Raw genomic sequence first — 17,730 nt, 5'->3', positions numbered from 1 at the left:
AGGCGGGCAGGGCGCTTGCCGTCACTCTACGCGAACAGCGGCGTGTTTTCGTGCCGCTGCCCGCATATCCAGGCGGTGCGCTTGTGGAAGATCAAGCTTGTTTCAAGTTGACCTGCATCATCTCCAGCGCTGGCACGATGTCGTGCAGGCTGGCCACTTCATAGGTGGGGATGGCGGCCGAGGTGTTGGCCATGCCGTCCGGGTTGAACCAGCAGCTGGCTATGCCGTAGCGGTTGGCGCCCAGGATGTCGGCGTCCAGGCGGTCGCCGATGATGATGGTCGTTTCCTTGCTGAATGTACGGGCCATGTTGGCCGCGTATTCGAAGAAGCGCACGTCCGGCTTGGCGTGGCCGCAGGCTTCGGAGGTGGCGACGAAGGAGATGTAGTCGCTCAGGCCGGAGGCGGTGATGCGGCGGTTCTGGATGGACTCGACGCCGTTGGTGATGATGCCCACTTCGCCGATACGCGACAGCGTTTCGCACACTTGCTTGGCGCCATCGATGAGCACGACCGTGTCCGGCAGCGATTCCAAATACAGGCGGCTGGCCAGTTCCGGGTCGATGGCGATGCCGTTCAGCGCAAACGTCTTGCGGAAGCGCTCCACCTTCAGGAAATCCTTGCTCACCTCACCCGTCTCGAAACGTTTCCACAGGTCGACGTTGATCTCCTGGTACTGGGAAAACAGCCCGTCGATGCCGTTGCGCAAGCCCAGTTCATGCATGGTGTGCAGGAACGAGCGTTTTTCGGACGCCCGGAAATCGAGCAGGGTATCGTCCAGGTCAAACAGGAATAGCTGGTAGGTCATGGTATGTATTGAAAGCGTGGAACTTGTCTTGCATCGTAGCACGTAGCGCTGAGTTCGGTTGGCCGTGCCCTGTGCGGGCGATCCGCTACAATCGCTGCCGGACCCGTCACTTTCACTTCATTCCTTTCATGACCCAGCTCTCCGTCAACGTCAATAAAATCGCCCTGCTGCGCAATTCGCGCGGCCGCAATTTCCCGGACCTGCTCGCGTTTTCCGCGCGCTTCCTCGACCTGGGCGCCGCCGGCATCACCTTGCACCCGCGCCCGGACCAGCGCCATGCGCGCTACGATGATGTTGCTCCGTTGCAGCGCCTGTGCGCGGAACGGGGGCGCGAGCTGAATGTGGAGGGCTATCCGGCGGCGGATTTTCTGGAGGTGGTGAAAAGCGCGCGCCCGGCGCAATGCACCTTGGTGCCCGATATGCCGGGCCAGCTGACGTCCGATCACGGCTGGGACATCGAACGGCATGTGGCGCTGTTGCGCCCCGTCATTGCGGAATTGAACGACCTGGGCATCCGCGTCAGCCTGTTCGTCGATGCCGACTACCCGGCGCTGGAATGGGCGCGCGAGGTGGGTGCGGCGCGGGTCGAGCTGTACACGGAACGGTTTGCCGAGAGTTATGGCGGCGCGCAGGCCGAGGCCGTGTTTGACACGTATCTGCAGGCGGCGCGGCGGGCACAGGCGCTGGGCCTGGGCGTGAATGCGGGGCACGACCTCGATTTGCACAACCTGGCGCGCTTCCTGGACATTTCCGGCATCCTGGAAGTGTCGATCGGCCATGCACTGGTGGTCGAGTGCCTGGAACTGGGCATGGACACGGTGTTGGGCCGCTACCTTGAGATATGTCAATCGTAGGGCTGCCGCACATCGAACGCGCTTGCCGCTTGCTGACCTTGCTTACCAGTCATTTCTGAATGAATTTTTGCATGTTTGACGCAACTGCGGGGAGTGGCTTGAGGAGTGGTATTGAGCGCACTATTTGCACTGAAAACTGACTATTTTCGTTTGCTGTGTAATGGCTGCAACGCACTGTTTGACGCCTGGCAAAGCCATGCGCAGGTAGCGTTCGGTACCGGCATACAGGCAGTCCACCTGAAACAGATACTCGGGTGCATCAAAATTGATGTCCCAGCGTTGATGCAAGGTGCCGTTGCGTGTCCATTCCTTGTCCGGGGCCAGGATAGGCAACGCTTCGCCAGCTGCTGGCGGCTGATGCGCCGGATAGGACAGCACGCGTACGCTATCGAGTTTGCTGGCCGGCAGGTTCCAGCTTGAGGGAGGCGCTTGCGGGCAAGAAACGGACGCAATGGGGGCCGCGGCAACTGGCCGCATCGCCGCGGCAGCGATGACCAATGTCGCCAGTGTGAGCGGCTTCATTCCACTACCGAATAGCGTTCGGGACGATTCGATGCCCCGGCCGCGGAACGGCCGAAGTAGATCACGCGGGCGCTGGGCTTGTGGTTACGCCACTGGTCGAAAATTGCTATGCCGCCAGGCACCTGGCGGATGAACAGCGCCGCATGATTGCCCTGCCGCAGATTCTGATAGCGGCCGTTGACGAAGGTGGCAATCACTGTACCTTTCGCGATACCGCCTTGTTCCAGCAGATCCGGCACTTTGTCTCCTTCGCGCCAAAGCGATGAGGCACGGGCGCCGGTGAGGTGCCTGACCAGGGTAACGCACTCGCCATTTCCCACGAACTCTTTTTGCTTCGCATAATCGGCACGCGCAATGTAGGGCATAGCGTTGCTCTCTGTGGTTGATGATAGAGAGAGCGTATGCAAGGCGCGGGCAAGCAGCTTGATGTGTGCCAGAGCAATACAGAACATTGACATGTATCATGGCCCCGCCTGGTGCACGGACAACCTTACATATCCACCCACCAGTTAAGCAAGGTTTCATCATCGTCGTCATCAAGGTTGACGTAGATGTTGGCGAAGTACCATTCCACGCCTGTTGCCTCGCGGAAGGCGTCGAAGGGGCCGTTGACGTTGTAGATGCCGTGGTGTCCCGGCACGCTGAAGGTGAGGTTGCCCTTGTACTGGCCATCCATGGTGCCGCCCAGCTGGCCTTGCACGTCGCGTTCGAGCTGGTCCACTGCTTCTTGCGGCACGTCGTCGGCGTAGATCTGGATGCAGAAGTTGCCGCCGCGCTTTAATACTTCGGCGGGGGCCAGCGGGTCGGCGATGCTGACGATGTCGCCGCGCGCCAGGTTCAGGGTCAGGCCGGGCGAGGCCAGCAGTTCGTAGACGTGCTCGTCAATCTGGCGCGCCGGCAGGGTTTCATACACGGGGCCGCTGGTGTTTTCACCTGCCAGTACGCGGATGTGCGGCAAGCCTTCGCAATTGATGTCTTCCATTTATTCTTTCATAGTGCCGGCGCCATGTGCTGCCAGGCGCGCCAGGTAGAGGGTTGTGGCAATATTGTACCGGGTACGTATCTGCTGGCAGAGCACGCAACGGTGCAAACGAGGAGAAACAATGGAGAATGTGGTGCAAACAGGCGGCTGCTTATGTGGCGCGGTGCGCTTCGAAGTGAGGGGCGAGGGCAGCAATCCGCACAGCTGCTCCTGCCGCAATTGCCAGCAGCATACGGGCGCGCCGACGGTGGCGTGGGTGGAGTTTGCGCGCGATCAAGTGCACTGGACGGGCACGGCCGGCGCGCCGGCCACCTACCGATCTTCCGATTATTCCAGCCGGGCGTTTTGCGCCGTTTGCGGCAGTTCCATCGGCGCCATCGACGATGCGCCCACGGTGGCTTTGCTGGTGGGCAGTTTTGATGATCCCAGCCAGGCGGCCTTTGCGCCCGCATACCACGCGTTTGACGACGTCAGGCCGGGCTGGTGGCACGTTGACCTGGCCACTGCCGCAGCCACTTCCGGCGATTAGCCGGCGCGTCAGACTGGCGGCGTGGCCAGGAAGGCGGGCAGGGTTTCCGCCGAGCGTGTAAAGGCGTGCACGGCCGGGTAGTCGGCCGGCTTGACGATATCGGGCGTTTCCAGCTGGGCGAAGCTCCAGCCGACGGCGATGGTCACGCCCGCCTGGTCGATGTTGCCCGTCTCGCCAGGCAGGGGCAGGTGCGCGCATTCCTGTTCCAGCGCATTCCAGGCGGCATGCAGTTGCATGCTGACCCGTTCCAGCCACGGCGCGTGTTGCTTGTCGAGCGGACGCAGCTTGCGTTCGTAGACGATCTGCACGGCTTTTTCATAGGCGGCCAAGGCCAGGCCCGTCAGGCGCAGCGCCCGCACGCTGTCGGCGAGGGGAGGGGCGGACATGTCCGGGCGCAGCAGCGATAGATAGTGCAGGATCAAGGTGGAGTCCATCAGCACTTGCCCGTCGTCCAGGACCAGGGTCGGCACCTTGATGACGGGGTTGATCTCGCGCACGGCATCCATGTTGCGGAACACGGACAGAGGCAAGTGCTCGTAAGCAATTCCCTGCAAGTGCAAACAGATGGCGACCCTGCGCACATAGGGCGAGTCGAGCATGCCGATCAGTTTCATGGCCAGTCTCCGGGGAAGTTAGCGGGAATGCCTACGATACCCGCTTGCCTGCCCGTTTGCCAGCGTGGTGCTTAATTGTGTGCGCTGATGCCGCTGCGGAATTGTTCGAAACCGGCGCGCGCTGCCTTGTAGCAATTGCCGGCGGCCGCTTCCAGGCCTTCGCGGTCGAGCACTTCGACGGTGCCGCGGCGGTACTGGATCAAGCCTTCGTCCTGCAGCTTGCGGGCCGTGACGGTGACGCTTTCGCGGCGCACGCCCAGCATGTTGGCCATGGTGTCTTGCGTGACCTTCAGTTCGTTCGACAGGGAACGGTCGAGGCGGTCCAGCAGCCAGCGGCACAGTTTTTGTTCGATGCTGCAATGACGGCCGCCAACGACGTTCTGTGCCATTTGCGCAAACATGGCGCTGGTGTAGCGCATCAGCAATTGCGCCAGCGCACCGCCTTCGTTGAACACTTCGCGCAGGAAGGCGGTTTTCAGGCGGTAGCCATAGCCGGCCGTCTGCACGATGGCGGTGCAGGTGGCGCGCTCGGCTTCGTACAGCACCACGCCGGCCACGCCTTCGCGGCCGATGACGGCGATCTCGGTGGTGGCGCCGTCTTCCATCACATACAGCAGGGAAACGATGGCGTTGGTGGGGAAGTACGTGTATTCAATCTTGCCGCCGCAATCGAACAGGTGCTTGCCGGCAGGCAAAGCGACCAGTTCCAGTTGGCAAAACAGGCGCTCCAGATCGGCGCGCGACAATGCGCGCAGCAATTCGTTCTGTTGCGCGCCCGTGATGCTGATCATGGGCGTGGCCGGTGCGGCTTGCCAGTTGTGCTGGACAGCGGCGTGGCTATTCGTGGCTGGGGTCAGGTTGCTATAAGCTTTGTACATGGTAGGGCCTCGTCTTCTGATTTTGTTGGATGGCGCTGCTTTTCTGGCTTGCTAGCGTTGTGCTGAATCTTGTATCCACTATAGAAGCAGGGGGCGCCGGCGGGCATCGGATGAGCCGACGTGCTTATGTAGGCTAGGAACATTGCCTCGTGTCATCCGACTCCTACGCTGGTTTCTGCATTTTTTCCTTTGCACACAACGGTGTTGGGGCAGAAATACGCCACGCTGCCCGCTACCCGCGAACTTTGGCCGCCTGCCGCGGTCAAACCACTCTGCGCTGCAGTACGACGGTGATAAAATGTTGCCTTGTGGAAATTTGACTCATGGTTCGATAGGAGCCCTTGCTCGTCATCACTGAGCGCTTCCGCTTCCACCTGCCCTCACTGCCCGCGCCGTGCATGTAGTTGGCGCGCGCCTACCTAGTCCCGTTTACCCGTTTAATGAAGGAACGCAACGCATGAAATGGTTTTTTGATCTGAAAATTGCCACCAAGCTGATCTTGTCGTTTGGCGCCGTGCTGCTGCTGACGGCAGCGCTGGGCGTGTCGGCGATCTTTTCCATGGCGCGCATCAATAGCGCGTCGACGGACCTGTCCGACAACTGGATGCCCAGCGTGCTGGCGGCCATGTCCATGCGCAGCGATGTCAGCGATTTCCGCCGCTGGGAACTGGCGCACATGCTGGCCGCGCAGGATGCCGACATGGCGCAGAACGAAACGCGCATGACGGAAACGCAGGCCAGGTTGAAGGCCGATGCCGACAAGTACCGCAGCCTGATTTCCGAACCGGGCGAGAAGGACGTGTTCGAGCGCTTCCTGGCGCTCAACGATGAATTCATGCGCCTGCACGCAACCATGCTGAGCCTGTCGCGCGAGATGAAGAAGGAAGAGGCGCGCGCGCTGGCCGTGGGACCGTCGGCCAAGGTCATGACGGACATGATGGCGGCTCTCGATAAACTGGTGTCGATTAACACGGACGGCGGCGTGCGCTCGAGCGCCAGCGCCGACGCAACCTATGCGGCCTCGCGCGCCAGCCTGATCGGCTTGGTGGTGGGCATCATCGTCATCGGCATGCTGCTGGCGCTGTGGGTGGCGCGCAGCGTGGCGCGTCCGCTGATCGAAGCCGTCGGCGTGGCGCGCCAGGTGGCGGCCGGCGACCTGACGGCGCATATTGTTGTGCGATCGCAAGACGAAACGGGGCAATTGATGCAAGCCCTGAAAGACATGAATGCCAGCCTGCAGAACCTGGTGGGCCAGGTGCGCGGCGGCACCGATACCATCGCCACGGCGTCGAGCCAGATTGCCGCCGGCAACCAGGATTTGTCGTCGCGCACGGAAGAGCAGGCCAGTTCGCTGGAAGAAACGGCCTCGTCGATGGAGGAGCTGACCTCGACCGTGAAGCAGAATGCGGACAATGCGCGCCAGGCCAACACCATGGCGCTGACCTCGTCGAGCATCGCCATCGAGGGCGGCAAGGTCGTCAGCGAAGTGGTGGGCACGATGGCGTCGATCAACGCGTCGTCGCGCAAGATCGTCGACATCATCGCCGTCATCGACGGCATTGCTTTCCAGACCAATATCCTGGCCCTGAATGCGGCCGTCGAGGCGGCGCGCGCGGGCGAGCAGGGACGCGGCTTTGCCGTCGTCGCCACGGAAGTGCGCAGCCTGGCGCAACGCTCGGCCGCGGCGGCCAAGGATATCAAGGTCCTGATCGGCGATTCGGTCGAGAAAGTCGAGGCGGGATCGAAACTGGTGGACCAGGCGGGCCGCACGATGGATGACATCGTTGCCAGCATCACCCGCGTAACGGACATCATGAGCGAGATCACGGCCGCCAGCAGCGAGCAGAGCGCCGGTATCGAGCAGGTTAACCAGGCCATCGCCCAGATGGACCAGGTGACGCAGCAAAATGCGGCCCTGGTGGAAGAGGCGGCGGCAGCGGCCGAATCGATGCAGGAGCAGGCTGCCAGCCTGAGCGACGTGGTCAGCGTCTTCAAGCTCGACGTGGCCAGCGCCGCCGCAAGCCGGCCACGCGCGCCTGTCAAGGCTGTCAAGGCGCCGGCACCTGCGCCGCGTCAACTGGCCAGCACGGCGCGCCGCGCGGCGCCAGTGGATGAGTGGGAAAGTTTCTAAGGGCGCTTGCGCGGCTTCCTGACGCCCTGGGTGGCGGGCGCGGCAGCAGCTTGCTGGCGCTGCTGCCAGGCCCTCAGGGCTGCTTCGTAGGCGGCGAGGTCTTCCTGGTACATTTCCAGTACGCAAAAAGTGCAGCCGCTGTGGCAGCACTCGTCATTGCCCGGTTTGCTGGGCGGCTGCGGTTGCGGATCGTGGGGTAAAGGCGGGGTGGGCATGGTGAGGGCAGGGCGGCGGAGCTGGCATCGGAGCTGGCATCGGAGCTGGCATGATACGGCATCCCGGCGCGTCGTTGCTGGAACGCTTTTTGCTCAAAAATCACGGTTTCCGTGTACAGTTGCGGTGAATTAGGGTATCGTTTACAGCACTGATATTGTATCTTCTGCGCGCGATGTTCCGCCGGCGCGATCTCCGCCGCCATCGCAGCACATCTCTTCGACGCTCCCGCATACGCCATACAGCATGTCCCGGAGCACGGAGGTGCCGCAAGAACAATGATCCATGGCTTGCAAGACGGAGCTGCCTGTGCCCCGAAATGTTGTTTATTGAGAAAGCATGGCTTCCGCAGTGCGGAGGCACACCAGAAAATTTATGTCTGAAACCGAATCGACTCCTACGCCCAGCCCGGCGATTGCCCCTGACGCGGCGCCCGCCGCCGCTGCACCTGCACCTGCCGCATCCGCCGCTCCCAGCCTGACCTTTGCCGACTTCGGCCTCGCGCCTGAAATCCAGCGCGCCTTGACCGACCAGGGCTACACCCATCCGACACCGATCCAGGAACAAGCGATCCCCGTGGTGCTGCAAGGCCGCGATGTGATGGGGGCCGCGCAAACGGGCACCGGCAAGACGGCCGGTTTTTCCTTGCCGATCATCCAGTTGCTGATGGCGCATGCCAGCAGCAGCATGTCGCCGGCACGCCACCCCGTGCGCGCGCTGATCCTCACGCCGACCCGCGAACTGGCGGTGCAGGTGGCCGAAAACGTCAAGGCCTACGCCAAACACACGCCGCTGCGTTCGACCGTCGTCTTCGGCGGCATGGACATGAAGCCGCAAACCGTCATCCTGCGCGGCGGCGTGGAAATCGTCATCGCCACGCCGGGCCGCCTGCTCGACCATATCGAGCAAAAGAACATCAGCCTGAGCCAGGTGCAGATGCTGGTCATGGATGAAGCCGACCGCATGCTGGACATGGGTTTCCTGCCCGACTTGCAACGCATCATCAACTTGCTGCCGAAACAGCGCCAGAACCTGATGTTCTCGGCCACGTTCTCGCCGGAAATCAAGAAGCTGGCCGCCACCTTCCTCAACGATCCGCTGACGATCGAAGTGGCGCGCAGCAACCAGACGGCCGACAAGGTCACGCAAGTGGTCTACAAGGTGACGGAAGACCAGAAGCATGCCCTGGTCGCCCATCTGCTGCGCCAGCGCGACCTGAAACAGGTCATCGTGTTTTCGAACACCAAGATCGGCGCTTCGCGCCTGGCCCGCGTGCTGGAGCAGGAAGGCATGAGCGCCACGGCGATTCACGGCGACAAGAGCCAGCAGGAACGCATGGCGGCGCTGGAGGCGTTCAAGAAGGGCGAGATCGACGTGCTGGTGGCCACCGACGTGGCGGCGCGCGGCCTGGACATTTCCGACTTGCCTTGCGTCATCAACTTCGACTTGCCGTACAACGCGGAAGACTATGTGCACCGCATCGGCCGCACGGGCCGCGCCGGCGCCTCGGGCGACGCCATTTCGATCTATTCGGATAAAGACGAGCGCTTGCTGGCCGATATCGAGAAACTCATCAAGCAAAGCATCAAGCGTGGTGAATTGACGGGCTTCAACCCGGCTCCCGCCCGCAGCGGCGACAGCGAGCGCCGCCCGGCGCGCCGCAGCGAAGCCGGCGAGGCGCGTCCCGCGCGCACCCCCGAGAGCCGCCATGCCAGCGACAGCCGCGACAGCCGCTCCGCCGAGCGTGGTGCGCGTCCCGCCTTCGGTCCCGGCGCCCGCCGCGAAAAGGCCGATCCCTGGTTCCTGAAGCCGTATGAGCCGGCCAAGGCGGCACCGGCAGCCGCCAGCATCGCGCCAGTGGCGGCCAAGCCGAAGCAGAAGGTGGCGGCGTTGCTGGGTGGGTTGTTGAAGCCGTAAAAGGCAGAGACCAATATTTATTTTCTCGTTGCTTGATGTAAAAAAAGCCTGAAACTCAGTTTCAGGCTTTTTTTTGCGATTGACCCGTCCTGGAATAAGTTGACACTTTTGAGATGCAACGCAGGAGTGTCAGATGGAACAAGGGTTTCGACGCAGTCAGCGTGATTGCAGCCTGGCTTGTAAACTGAGCGTGGTCGAGCAGGTGGAAAAAGGCGAGAGGCGGTACAAGCAGGTGCAAATGCGTACGCAGTACAGCGCCGAGCAGCGTTTTTCGACAGGTGGCAACGCAAGTGAGCGGCCTTGTATGCAAAACGCCCGATGCAGTGCATCGGGCGTCGTTCCCGGAAGGGATGAAGCGGTCAGGCAACGATGTGGTCAGGAATTCAGTTTCTGGCGGTTCTCGCGCCACCATTTGCTACCGAATACCAGAATGACGGAAAACAGCAATCCAAGCAGGCCGCTCGTCAGGATGACGGACGACAGGCGCGACGAACGCCGCTCAGGCAAGCTTGGGCCGGCAATGAAGCGGCTCTTTTCCAGATACAGGCTTAGCGCGCTCTGGTTTTCTATCGAGATGGTGTTGTAGACTTCCTTGATCGTGTCGTCGTTCAGATCCTTGTTCTTGAACGCTGCTTCCTTGACCGCTTCCAGGCCGCGCAGGATGACTTCACCGGAGCGTGTCTGGTTCATGAACGCCCTCGCCTTGTCGTAGTAGTCGCGCAGCAGTACGGCCTGCTGGCGGTCGCGTTTGGCCTTGGTGATGATTTCCTTGAGGTCGACGATCCGCACTTCGCTGGTCGTCAACTGCGTAATGGGCGACAAGTAGCGGGCGTTGTCTTCCGTAACGGTAACCAGCTGACGCGCATTTTGTGCCGACTCGGGATAGCGGGAGACGATCTGTTTCAGGCTTTCTCCCTTGCGTTGATACTCTTCCAGCGATTGATTGCTATCGATGATGTGATTGTCGAGTTTGGTAATCTTGGCATTCATCTCGGCTGTCTTGACACGCAGTGAATCCTCATAGCTCAGGTATATGATGCTGTCCATGACGAAGCGGCCCAGTAAGCCTACCGTGCGCTGGGCCTTTTGCGGGCTATCGGCCTCAAAACTGAGGCGCAGGCCAATCACATTGGTATTGCTGCCATCGCGCGGCTGTTCAAGTTCCTTGGCGTCAAGCTTGGAAAACGGGTAAACCGGCTCGACAACCTTGTCGATGCCATCGCGCACGATAAAAATTTTGCGCAACTGGTCCGCGCCCGGCGCGTCATTCAGTTGGTTGTATTTGATGAAGTCAGCATAGCGCTCGGCAGTGCCAAAGGCTGCCGCGTAACGCTTGTAGTCTGCCAGGGCGATACCGCTGGCGGGATCTTTTTCCTTGGCATCCAGTTTTTTCTCGGCTGGCAGGGGAATTGCGCCGCCAAACTGGAAAAAACCTTCGCTCTTGTACTGGGCCATATAAAGGGCATACGAGACGCTGACGATGACGATCAATGATGTTGCCAAAATGATGCGCCAGCGTGCCTGCCATGCCGTTCCAAGCAGTTCCGTCAAGGAAGCGACATCTTCATTATCTTTGATTTGTTGCATATTGAATTTGGCCTGTTCTTCCATAAATGTGAGTATGAATCGTTGTAGCTGGTGTGAAACATGTTTTCCTGCCGTACGCCGGCAGGATCTTACTGCAGATAGTCTCCGGCAGGGGAGCCAGCACGTATCGCCTTGTTGTGCGCATGCGAAGCATGTTTTTCATGTTCCAGCCAGATGAGGTCTTCAATGCCGCACTGGGGGCTATATTCGTTCACCGTACGCAACAGCAGCCTGCGGACTTCATCATATTTGAATTCCACACATGCTTTTTGCAGCTCGGATAGCAGTGGTTCCAGTTCCGACCATGGGATCAGCGACTCCTCGGCGCGCATGATGAGAGGATGCTCCGTGCCTTCGACTTTTTCGCCGATCAGCAACTCCTCATATAATTTTTCTCCGGGCCGCAAGCCCACGTGTTCGATCTCGATACCTTCGGGCGAGGCTGGACTGCGCACCGCCAGGCCGCTCAGGTGGACCATGCGCTTGGCCAGATCCAGGATCTTCACCGGCTCGCCCATATCCAGGACAAAGACGTCGCCACCTTCGCCCATTGCGCCTGTCTGCAAGACCAGCTGTGCCGCTTCGGGGATTGTCATGAAGTAGCGGGTGATTTCCGGATGGGTCAGGGTAATCGGGCCGCCCAGCATGATCTGCTTGCGGAACAAGGGCACGACCGAGCCAGAGGATCCCAGGACATTGCCGAAGCGCACCATGCAAAACCGCGTATGGTCTTGTTCGCGCGCAAAACCTTGCAGAATCAGCTCAGCCAGGCGCTTGGTTGCTCCCATGACGTTCGTGGGCCGAACCGCCTTGTCGGTGGAAATGAGCACAAAACAGCCCACGCCAGCGGCCATGGCTGCCTTTGCGATACTGAGCGTGCCGAAGACGTTGTTGCTGACACCCTCGACCGGGTTGTGCTCGACGAGAGGAACGTGTTTGTAGGCCGCCGCATGGTACAGCGTATCGATGGCAAAGGTGTGCATGATCCTGGTGCACTTCTCTGTATCGAGCACGGAACCGAGGAATGGCAGCAGTTCGATTTGCAGGTTTTGCGCGCTTATCGTGCTCTTCAATTCCTGCTTGATCGTATACAGGGCGAATTCCGACATGTCGAGCAGGATGAGCCGGCTAGGGCGTTGGCCGATGATCTGGCGGCATAGCTCGGAACCGATGGAGCCACCTGCACCAGTCACCATCACTGCCTTGCCGGTGATGCATTTCGCCAGCAGTTCGCGGTTGGGGGCGACCTGGTCGCGTCCCAGCAAGTCTTCAATTTCAATGTCGCGCACATCCTGAACCCGCAACTCTCCCGACACCAGGCTGCCAACTGGCGGCGTTACCTTGATCTTGACCTTGTGGACTTCCAGCTTGTCCAAGATGTGTTTCTGCTGGCTCTTGGACAGCGATGGCATGGCCAGCAGCACTTCCATGATACTGCTCTTGGCAATCAGTTCCCCCAGTTCTGCTGAAGGGTAGACCTTAATACCTGCAATGGTGGCGCCTTTCAACTCTTTTTTATCGTCGATGAATGCCACTGGCAGATAGTCGTGGCCGGCGCGCAGGGCGCTGGCCAGTTGTGTGCCTGCCTTGCCGGCGCCATAGATGGCAACCCGTACCGGCGCCCGTTCCCCGTTGGCGTGCAGCAGGAAGCCGCGCGCGACAAAGCGGCTTGCGACCATGTACATGATGGCGCTGACCCAATAGATACCGAACACGCCGCGTGACAGGCCGCTCATGTGAATGGCAAACGCGGCGATGGCCACCAGAATGGCTACCGAAATGGTCACGCCCAGTATTACTACATAGACAATTTTCTGGTCGATGAAACGGATGACCGCCCGATACAGGCCCAGGCGCACAAACACGGGCAGCGAAATTACCGGTACCAGCAGGATGAGCCAAGAGTATTGTTTCAGGATCACAATATCGACGACGTCGTAACGCAGCAATATGGCGACAGCAAAAAGTAGGGGCAACATGAACAAATCCGTCGTCGCGGCGATGATTTGTTTATGGAAACGCGAAAGATCAAGGAAAGATTTCATTTTTGTTTTCTTATTATGGGTAATCTTGCGAACGCTACACGCAATAAGGTCACGGTATATTACTCTGGCATGGCCGAGGCAAGACTCCCTGAATCAATGTGTTACATTATCCTTGCGTATTACTTTGATGAAGGTCAAAAATATAATTTTCAGGTCAAGTATAAATGACCGTTTCTGCAGATATTCCACGTCAAGCTTTACTTTATCTGGAATAGGTAATTCATCACGGCCATTTATCTGCGCCCAGCCTGTCAATCCGGGCGAAATTTTTTCAACTCCATATTGAGTGCGCAAGGCAATCAGGTCCTGCTGATTGAACAGGGCGGGGCGTGGACCGACAAAACTCATGTCGCCGCAAAGAATGCTCCATAGCTGGGGTAACTCATCCAGACTTGATTTGCGCAGGAATGAACCGATCGGTGTCAGGACACTTTTTGGATCTGGCAATAAATGCGTGGCGACGGCTGGCGTGCCGACGCGCATGGTGCGGAATTTCGGCATGCGGAAGATGCGGTTGTTGCGGCCTACCCGATCGGACCAGTACACCACAGGACCGGTGGAAGTAAGTTTCACCAGAATGGCGACGATCGTGATTGGCAATAGCAATATGCATAGCGCGACGCAGGCCAGCAGGAAGTCAAATATTTTTTTCATTCAGAACCGATTCATGTGTGACGAAATGGGGCGACGGTTTTGGCAAGTGCCTTTTCCATGCTGATTACAGGTTGCCAGGACAGCGTTTGACACGTGGATGTGATATCCACTTGCAAGGAACCCAGCAGTCTGTCCGCCGCGGCAGACTTGCCGATCAGCCGGGCTGCGAAGGCGATCCACCCGGCGGGCACGGGCAGCAGCACGTTGCGCCGCCCCATGGCAGTCGCGAGCATGCGCAGCAGTTCAGTGATGCCTACGTCGCGGTTGTCGGATACCAGGAATACTCGCCCTGCTGCGGCCGGATGCGTAGTGCAGGTAATGAGCAAGTCCACCAGGTTATCCAGCGCCACCATGCTGCGGCGGTTGTGAATGGATCCCAATGGCATCGGTACGCCTTTGGCCACCAGTTTCATCAGGCTGTGGAAGTTGGCGCGTACCCCAGGGCCATACACCAATGGCGGACGTACCACCGTTACCTCCAGACCGGTTTCCCGGGACAGTGCGAACAGGACATTCTCTGCTTCCAGCTTGGACTGCCCGTAAGGATCGCGTGGCGCTGGCGTATCCGATGCGCGGAACGGGGTATCGGTGGTTTCTTCGCCGTTGACCTTGATGCTGCTGACAAAAACGAAACGCCGAACACCTGCATCCGCCGCTTGCCTGGCCAGATTGAGCGTCGCCTCCACATTTACCAAACGAAACTCTGCCAGCGGATCGTCGGACGTGTCTTGCATGACATGCACGCGCGCCGCCGCATGGATCACGGTGTCGCAGCCGGAGAGGGCCTGTGTCCAGTCCGTGTTTGCCGACAGCGAACCCACGGCAATCTGGCCGGGGCCATTGCTATTGCGCACTGCCGCAACATAGTTTATACCGCGTTCTGCCAAGGCGGCGCACAATCCACTGCCGACAAAACCGTTGGCTCCTGTTACTAGAATCTTCGTCATCTTTTCTGAACTGCTTTTCCTATTACGTAGGCCAACAATGTGCTTTGTGGAACTATTTTGACCAGACAGTGGTATTGATGTAATCAATATAGCTGCTGACTATCCGGCTAACCTGTTTTGAAACAAACGGATTTTCATAATCCGCCACAGCCAGTACCGGTGCGGTCTTTTCGCTATATTGCGACGTAATAATATCGACTGCTTCGAGTACGCGTTCCGTCTTCAAGCCGCACATGATCAACGTACCGGCATCCATTCCTTCTGGCCGTTCGTGCGTATTGCGGATGGTGATGGCCGATAAATTCAATAGCGAGGTTTCTTCGGTAATCGTGCCACTGTCCGACAGCACGCAGAACGCTGCCATTTGCAATTTGATGTAGTCGACAAAGCCAAATGGCTTGGAAAAGACAATGCGCTTGTCGAGATGATCAATGCCGATCTCCTGCAGGCGCTTCATGGTGCGCGGATGCGTCGAAACGAGCACAGGGAAGTCATACTTTGCTGCCAGGGCTTCCAGTGTGCGCAGCAAGTCGCGCAGCGCGTCCGGCGAGTCGACATTTTCCTCGCGATGCGCACTGACCAGGAAAAACTTGTTCTTGGTCAGCTGTTGGCGCGCCAGGACGTCCGAGCGTTCGATTTTCGGCATGTAAAAATCGAGTACTTCGCGCATATGGGAACCAGTCTTGATGATGGTTTCAGGCCGCACGCCTTCGGCTAGCAGATAGCGTCGCGCATGTTCCGTCAGTACCATATTGATGTCGGCCAAATGGTCGACTACCTTGCGGTTCAGCTCTTCCGGTACACGCTGGTCAAAGCAGCGGTTGCCCGCTTCCATATGGAAAACTGGAATCTTGCGGCGTTTGGCCGCAATGATGGCGAGACAGGAATTGGTGTCGCCATACAGTAGCAGCGCATCCGGTTTTTCCTTTTCGAATACGGCATCTGCCTTGACCAGCACCTGGGCGATCGTGTCGATCGCGTTGGTGCCTGCGGCATCGAGGAAATAGTCCGGCTTACGAATTTCCAGATCGTCGAAGAAGACCTGGTTCAATTCATAGTCGTAATTCTGGCCGGTATGCACCAGAATATGCTGGCTGTGCTTTTCCAGTTCGGCAATCACCCGGCTCATCTTGATGAGTTCCGGGCGTGTACCGACGATGGTCATGATTTTACGCATCGAGTTGCTCTTTTACGAATTCCAGTTTCAACAGGATATCCTTGACTTGATCCACCGTCAGGCGCTCCGTATTGTGCGAGGTGTAGTCATCGATTTCAGAAATCTTGGTCTCGCCCTCGACAAAGTACTTGTCATAGTTCAGGTCGCGATTGTCGGCAGGAACGCGGTAGTAGCGGCCCATATCTTCTGCCTTGGCCATTTCCTCGCGCGAGACCAGCGATTCGTACAGTTTTTCACCATGGCGGGTACCGATCACGCGTACTTCATTGTCCTTGACGAACAGTTCTTTCAAGGCGGCGGCAAGATCGCCGACCGTCGATGCAGGCGCTTTTTGAATGAAGATATCGCCTTGCTTGCCGTGTTCGAAGGCATGTAGAACGAGGTCGACCGAATCATCCAGCGACATCAGGAAACGTGTCATGTTGGGATCGGTAATGGTAATTGATTTGCCATCCTTCAGTTGTTGAATAAACAGCGGAATCACGGAACCGCGCGAAGCCATGACATTGCCATAGCGGGTTGCGCAGATGACCGTTTCGCCTGCCGTGCGCATGCGTGATTTGGCGACCATGAGTTTTTCCATCATGGCCTTGGAAATGCCCATGGCATTGATTGGATAGACGGCCTTGTCCGTGCTCAACACAACCAGGCGCTGGACATTGTTGGCGACTGCGGCGTTCAGGACGTTTTCGGTACCCAGCACATTCGTGCGTACCGCTTCCATGGGATAAAACTCGCATGACGGCACCTGTTTCAGCGCAGCAGCGTGGAAAACATAGTTCACGCCTTTCATTGCTTCATTGATGCTGTCGTAATTACGGATATCGCCGATATAAAACTTCAGTTTCGGATTGTTCAGCGCAATGCGCATGTCTTCCTGTTTTTTTTCATCCCGGCTGAAAATCCGGATTTCCGCCACGTCGGTGGAGAGGAAGCGCTTCAATACGGCATTGCCGAAGGAGCCCGTACCACCCGTAATCATCAGTACTTTATCTTTAAACATTTATTGCTCCTTATTACTTAAAATTAGCCATTTTCTGGATGAGTTCCGGCCATGCCGGTGCCACGTAGCCAGTGGCGGCGCGGAAGCGTTCCGCATTCAGCGATCTGTCGATTGTTAATTGCTCATCGGCAACAATGTCGATCTGCTTTCCATAGGCTTGCGCAACCAGGGTGAGCAGATCAAATTTGTTGATCGGCTTGGCGGCCACATGGTACAGACCGTGCAATGCGGGTTGCGGCAAGACGACATCGCGTATCACGTGCGCCAGTTCGACCGTTGGCAAGCCCGAGAAAACCGCTTTCGTATAGCCCTTGACAGTGCCTTGCTGCCCGAGGAACCAGCCGACCAGGCTCTTTGCGCTGTTCAGCTCGTGGCCGATGATCGAGGTGCGCAGCGTGATGCAGTGCGGATAGTCGACTTCCCCCAGGAATTTCGAGCGTCCGTACAGGTCCTTGGCGTCCGACGCATCCGATTCCAGGTAATTGCCCTTGCTGCCAGAGAAGACGCAGTCGGTACTGACATGTATCAGGCGCGCGCCGGCGATATCGCACAGGCGAGCCAGGCGGTGCGGCAACAGGGAATTGATGGGAATGGCTTGCAGGGGATCGTTGGCATCGGCCAGTTGCTTGATCAGGCCGACACAGTTAATGACGACATCCGGCTTGACCCGGGCGAACAGCAGCGCCAGGGAATCTTGATTGTCGACATCCGTACCGACGACGATACGTTGTGCCAGTTCGGTGGAAAAGTTGCGGCGTACGCCATCACTGCGGGCCGAGCCAACAACATCGTGTTGGCTATCTTCGGAGCAATACCGAAAGACGGCATTGCCCAGCATGCCGGACACACCCAAAACTAAAATTTTCATAAAC

At 58.6% G+C, this 17,730-nt stretch carries 18 protein-coding genes; 4 read left to right on the top strand and 14 right to left on the bottom strand.

Annotated elements, in window-relative coordinates; genetic code table 11:
* Nucleotides 1-91 precede the first annotated feature (91 nt).
* Nucleotides 92-805, bottom strand: coding sequence for a YjjG family noncanonical pyrimidine nucleotidase (locus AC07VH_RS20845; RefSeq protein WP_494787859.1), 714 nt, complete (start codon nucleotides 803-805; stop codon nucleotides 92-94).
* Between the two features lie 128 nt (nucleotides 806-933).
* On the opposite strand from AC07VH_RS20845, the gene AC07VH_RS20840 reads away from it, so the two are divergent.
* On the top strand, nucleotides 934-1,659 hold the full coding sequence (locus AC07VH_RS20840; RefSeq protein WP_494787858.1) for a pyridoxine 5'-phosphate synthase: 726 nt from the start codon (nucleotides 934-936) through the stop codon (nucleotides 1,657-1,659).
* Between the two features lie 120 nt (nucleotides 1,660-1,779).
* On the opposite strand, the gene AC07VH_RS20835 is transcribed toward AC07VH_RS20840, so the two are convergent.
* The 3 genes from AC07VH_RS20835 to AC07VH_RS20825 are packed head-to-tail and all read right to left on the bottom strand — an operon-like array spanning nucleotide 1,780 to nucleotide 3,163.
* Nucleotides 1,780-2,181, bottom strand: a complete 402-nt coding sequence (locus tag AC07VH_RS20835; protein ID WP_494787857.1) for an STY0301 family protein — start codon at nucleotides 2,179-2,181, stop codon at nucleotides 1,780-1,782.
* Complete coding sequence (locus AC07VH_RS20830; RefSeq protein ID WP_494804033.1) at nucleotides 2,178-2,639, bottom strand: BPSL0067 family protein; 462 nt, start codon at nucleotides 2,637-2,639, stop codon at nucleotides 2,178-2,180. Before AC07VH_RS20830 ends, AC07VH_RS20835 begins: the two co-directional genes overlap by 4 nt.
* Before the next feature lie 32 nt (nucleotides 2,640-2,671).
* Nucleotides 2,672-3,163, bottom strand: coding sequence for a DUF4265 domain-containing protein (locus AC07VH_RS20825; protein ID WP_494787855.1), 492 nt, complete (start codon nucleotides 3,161-3,163; stop codon nucleotides 2,672-2,674).
* A gap of 121 nt (nucleotides 3,164-3,284) precedes the next feature.
* Here AC07VH_RS20825 and AC07VH_RS20820 point away from each other — a divergent pair, with 121 nt between their 5' ends.
* Nucleotides 3,285-3,692, top strand: coding sequence for a GFA family protein (locus AC07VH_RS20820; protein ID WP_494787854.1), 408 nt, complete (start codon nucleotides 3,285-3,287; stop codon nucleotides 3,690-3,692).
* Between the two features lie 8 nt (nucleotides 3,693-3,700).
* Here AC07VH_RS20820 and AC07VH_RS20815 read toward each other — a convergent pair whose 3' ends face one another.
* Nucleotides 3,701-4,306 carry a glutathione S-transferase gene (locus tag AC07VH_RS20815; protein ID WP_494787853.1) on the bottom strand — a complete coding sequence of 202 codons (606 nt, stop codon included), beginning with the start codon at nucleotides 4,304-4,306 and terminating at the stop codon, nucleotides 3,701-3,703.
* Nucleotides 4,307-4,377: 71 nt separating this feature from the next.
* Entirely contained in the window at nucleotides 4,378-5,097 is a 720-nt protein-coding gene (locus tag AC07VH_RS20810; RefSeq protein ID WP_035828139.1) for a Crp/Fnr family transcriptional regulator, read from the bottom strand.
* Nucleotides 5,098-5,641: 544 nt separating this feature from the next.
* Between AC07VH_RS20810 and AC07VH_RS20805 the strand changes: the two genes are divergently transcribed.
* A complete protein-coding gene (locus tag AC07VH_RS20805; RefSeq protein ID WP_494787852.1) occupies nucleotides 5,642-7,315 on the top strand; it encodes a methyl-accepting chemotaxis protein in 1,674 nt (557 codons plus the stop codon).
* Here AC07VH_RS20805 and AC07VH_RS20800 read toward each other — a convergent pair.
* Nucleotides 7,312-7,530: an oxidoreductase-like domain-containing protein gene (locus AC07VH_RS20800; RefSeq protein WP_475416878.1), complete on the bottom strand. Its 219-nt coding sequence runs from the start codon at nucleotides 7,528-7,530 to the stop codon at nucleotides 7,312-7,314. The genes AC07VH_RS20805 and AC07VH_RS20800 overlap by 4 nt on opposite strands.
* 373 nt (nucleotides 7,531-7,903) lie before the next feature.
* Here AC07VH_RS20800 and AC07VH_RS20795 point away from each other — a divergent pair, with 373 nt between their 5' ends.
* Entirely contained in the window at nucleotides 7,904-9,445 is a 1,542-nt protein-coding gene (locus AC07VH_RS20795) for a DEAD/DEAH box helicase (protein WP_494787851.1), read from the top strand.
* Nucleotides 9,446-9,820: 375 nt separating this feature from the next.
* Here the strand turns inward: AC07VH_RS20795 and AC07VH_RS20790 are convergent, their stop codons facing one another.
* From AC07VH_RS20790 to AC07VH_RS20760, 7 genes are all read right to left on the bottom strand, one after another.
* Entirely contained in the window at nucleotides 9,821-11,056 is a 1,236-nt protein-coding gene (locus AC07VH_RS20790; RefSeq protein ID WP_494787850.1) for a GumC domain-containing protein, read from the bottom strand.
* A gap of 65 nt (nucleotides 11,057-11,121) precedes the next feature.
* Nucleotides 11,122-13,077 (bottom strand): polysaccharide biosynthesis protein, encoded by a 1,956-nt coding sequence (locus AC07VH_RS20785; RefSeq protein ID WP_489629906.1) that lies wholly within the window; start codon nucleotides 13,075-13,077, stop codon nucleotides 11,122-11,124.
* Between the two features lie 93 nt (nucleotides 13,078-13,170).
* On the bottom strand, nucleotides 13,171-13,731 hold the full coding sequence (locus AC07VH_RS20780) for a sugar transferase (protein ID WP_489629907.1): 561 nt from the start codon (nucleotides 13,729-13,731) through the stop codon (nucleotides 13,171-13,173).
* Between the two features lie 11 nt (nucleotides 13,732-13,742).
* Nucleotides 13,743-14,678, bottom strand: a complete 936-nt coding sequence (locus AC07VH_RS20775) for a UDP-glucose 4-epimerase family protein (RefSeq protein ID WP_489629908.1) — start codon at nucleotides 14,676-14,678, stop codon at nucleotides 13,743-13,745.
* A gap of 52 nt (nucleotides 14,679-14,730) precedes the next feature.
* Nucleotides 14,731-15,855, bottom strand: a complete 1,125-nt coding sequence (gene wecB / locus AC07VH_RS20770; RefSeq protein ID WP_494787849.1) for a non-hydrolyzing UDP-N-acetylglucosamine 2-epimerase — start codon at nucleotides 15,853-15,855, stop codon at nucleotides 14,731-14,733.
* A complete protein-coding gene (locus tag AC07VH_RS20765) occupies nucleotides 15,848-16,858 on the bottom strand; it encodes a polysaccharide biosynthesis protein (RefSeq protein WP_436493937.1) in 1,011 nt (336 codons plus the stop codon). Before AC07VH_RS20765 ends, wecB begins: the two co-directional genes overlap by 8 nt.
* 13 nt (nucleotides 16,859-16,871) lie before the next feature.
* The gene (locus AC07VH_RS20760) at nucleotides 16,872-17,726 is read right to left on the bottom strand and encodes a dTDP-4-dehydrorhamnose reductase family protein (RefSeq protein ID WP_489629910.1); all 855 of its coding nucleotides are present in this window, start codon (nucleotides 17,724-17,726) and stop codon (nucleotides 16,872-16,874) included.
* Between the last annotated feature and the right edge of the window lie 4 nt (nucleotides 17,727-17,730).

This window comes from Janthinobacterium sp. GW821-FHT03C10 (assembly GCF_059420865.1).
This window is presented reverse-complemented; position numbering and strand designations above follow the sequence as displayed.

Excerpts from the sequence above, each read along its gene's own strand:
- AC07VH_RS20820 (WP_494787854.1), top strand. The coding sequence starts at position 3,285 with ATGGAGAATGTGGTGCAAACAGGCGGCTGCTTATGTGGCGCGGTGCGC.
- AC07VH_RS20785 (WP_489629906.1), bottom strand. The coding sequence starts at position 13,077 with ATGAAATCTTTCCTTGATCTTTCGCGTTTCCATAAACAAATCATCGCC.
- AC07VH_RS20830 (WP_494804033.1), bottom strand. The coding sequence starts at position 2,639 with ATGTCAATGTTCTGTATTGCTCTGGCACACATCAAGCTGCTTGCCCGC.
- AC07VH_RS20835 (WP_494787857.1), bottom strand. The coding sequence starts at position 2,181 with ATGAAGCCGCTCACACTGGCGACATTGGTCATCGCTGCCGCGGCGATG.
- AC07VH_RS20765 (WP_436493937.1), bottom strand. The coding sequence starts at position 16,858 with ATGTTTAAAGATAAAGTACTGATGATTACGGGTGGTACGGGCTCCTTC.
- AC07VH_RS20790 (WP_494787850.1), bottom strand. The coding sequence starts at position 11,056 with ATGGAAGAACAGGCCAAATTCAATATGCAACAAATCAAAGATAATGAA.
- AC07VH_RS20815 (WP_494787853.1), bottom strand. The coding sequence starts at position 4,306 with ATGAAACTGATCGGCATGCTCGACTCGCCCTATGTGCGCAGGGTCGCC.
- AC07VH_RS20775 (WP_489629908.1), bottom strand. The coding sequence starts at position 14,678 with ATGACGAAGATTCTAGTAACAGGAGCCAACGGTTTTGTCGGCAGTGGA.
- AC07VH_RS20805 (WP_494787852.1), top strand. The coding sequence starts at position 5,642 with ATGAAATGGTTTTTTGATCTGAAAATTGCCACCAAGCTGATCTTGTCG.
- AC07VH_RS20800 (WP_475416878.1), bottom strand. The coding sequence starts at position 7,530 with ATGCCCACCCCGCCTTTACCCCACGATCCGCAACCGCAGCCGCCCAGC.
- AC07VH_RS20760 (WP_489629910.1), bottom strand. The coding sequence starts at position 17,726 with ATGAAAATTTTAGTTTTGGGTGTGTCCGGCATGCTGGGCAATGCCGTC.
- AC07VH_RS20810 (WP_035828139.1), bottom strand. The coding sequence starts at position 5,097 with ATGATCAGCATCACGGGCGCGCAACAGAACGAATTGCTGCGCGCATTG.
- AC07VH_RS20825 (WP_494787855.1), bottom strand. The coding sequence starts at position 3,163 with ATGGAAGACATCAATTGCGAAGGCTTGCCGCACATCCGCGTACTGGCA.
- wecB (WP_494787849.1), bottom strand. The coding sequence starts at position 15,855 with ATGCGTAAAATCATGACCATCGTCGGTACACGCCCGGAACTCATCAAG.
- AC07VH_RS20780 (WP_489629907.1), bottom strand. The coding sequence starts at position 13,731 with ATGAAAAAAATATTTGACTTCCTGCTGGCCTGCGTCGCGCTATGCATA.
- AC07VH_RS20845 (WP_494787859.1), bottom strand. The coding sequence starts at position 805 with ATGACCTACCAGCTATTCCTGTTTGACCTGGACGATACCCTGCTCGAT.
- AC07VH_RS20795 (WP_494787851.1), top strand. The coding sequence starts at position 7,904 with ATGTCTGAAACCGAATCGACTCCTACGCCCAGCCCGGCGATTGCCCCT.
- AC07VH_RS20840 (WP_494787858.1), top strand. The coding sequence starts at position 934 with ATGACCCAGCTCTCCGTCAACGTCAATAAAATCGCCCTGCTGCGCAAT.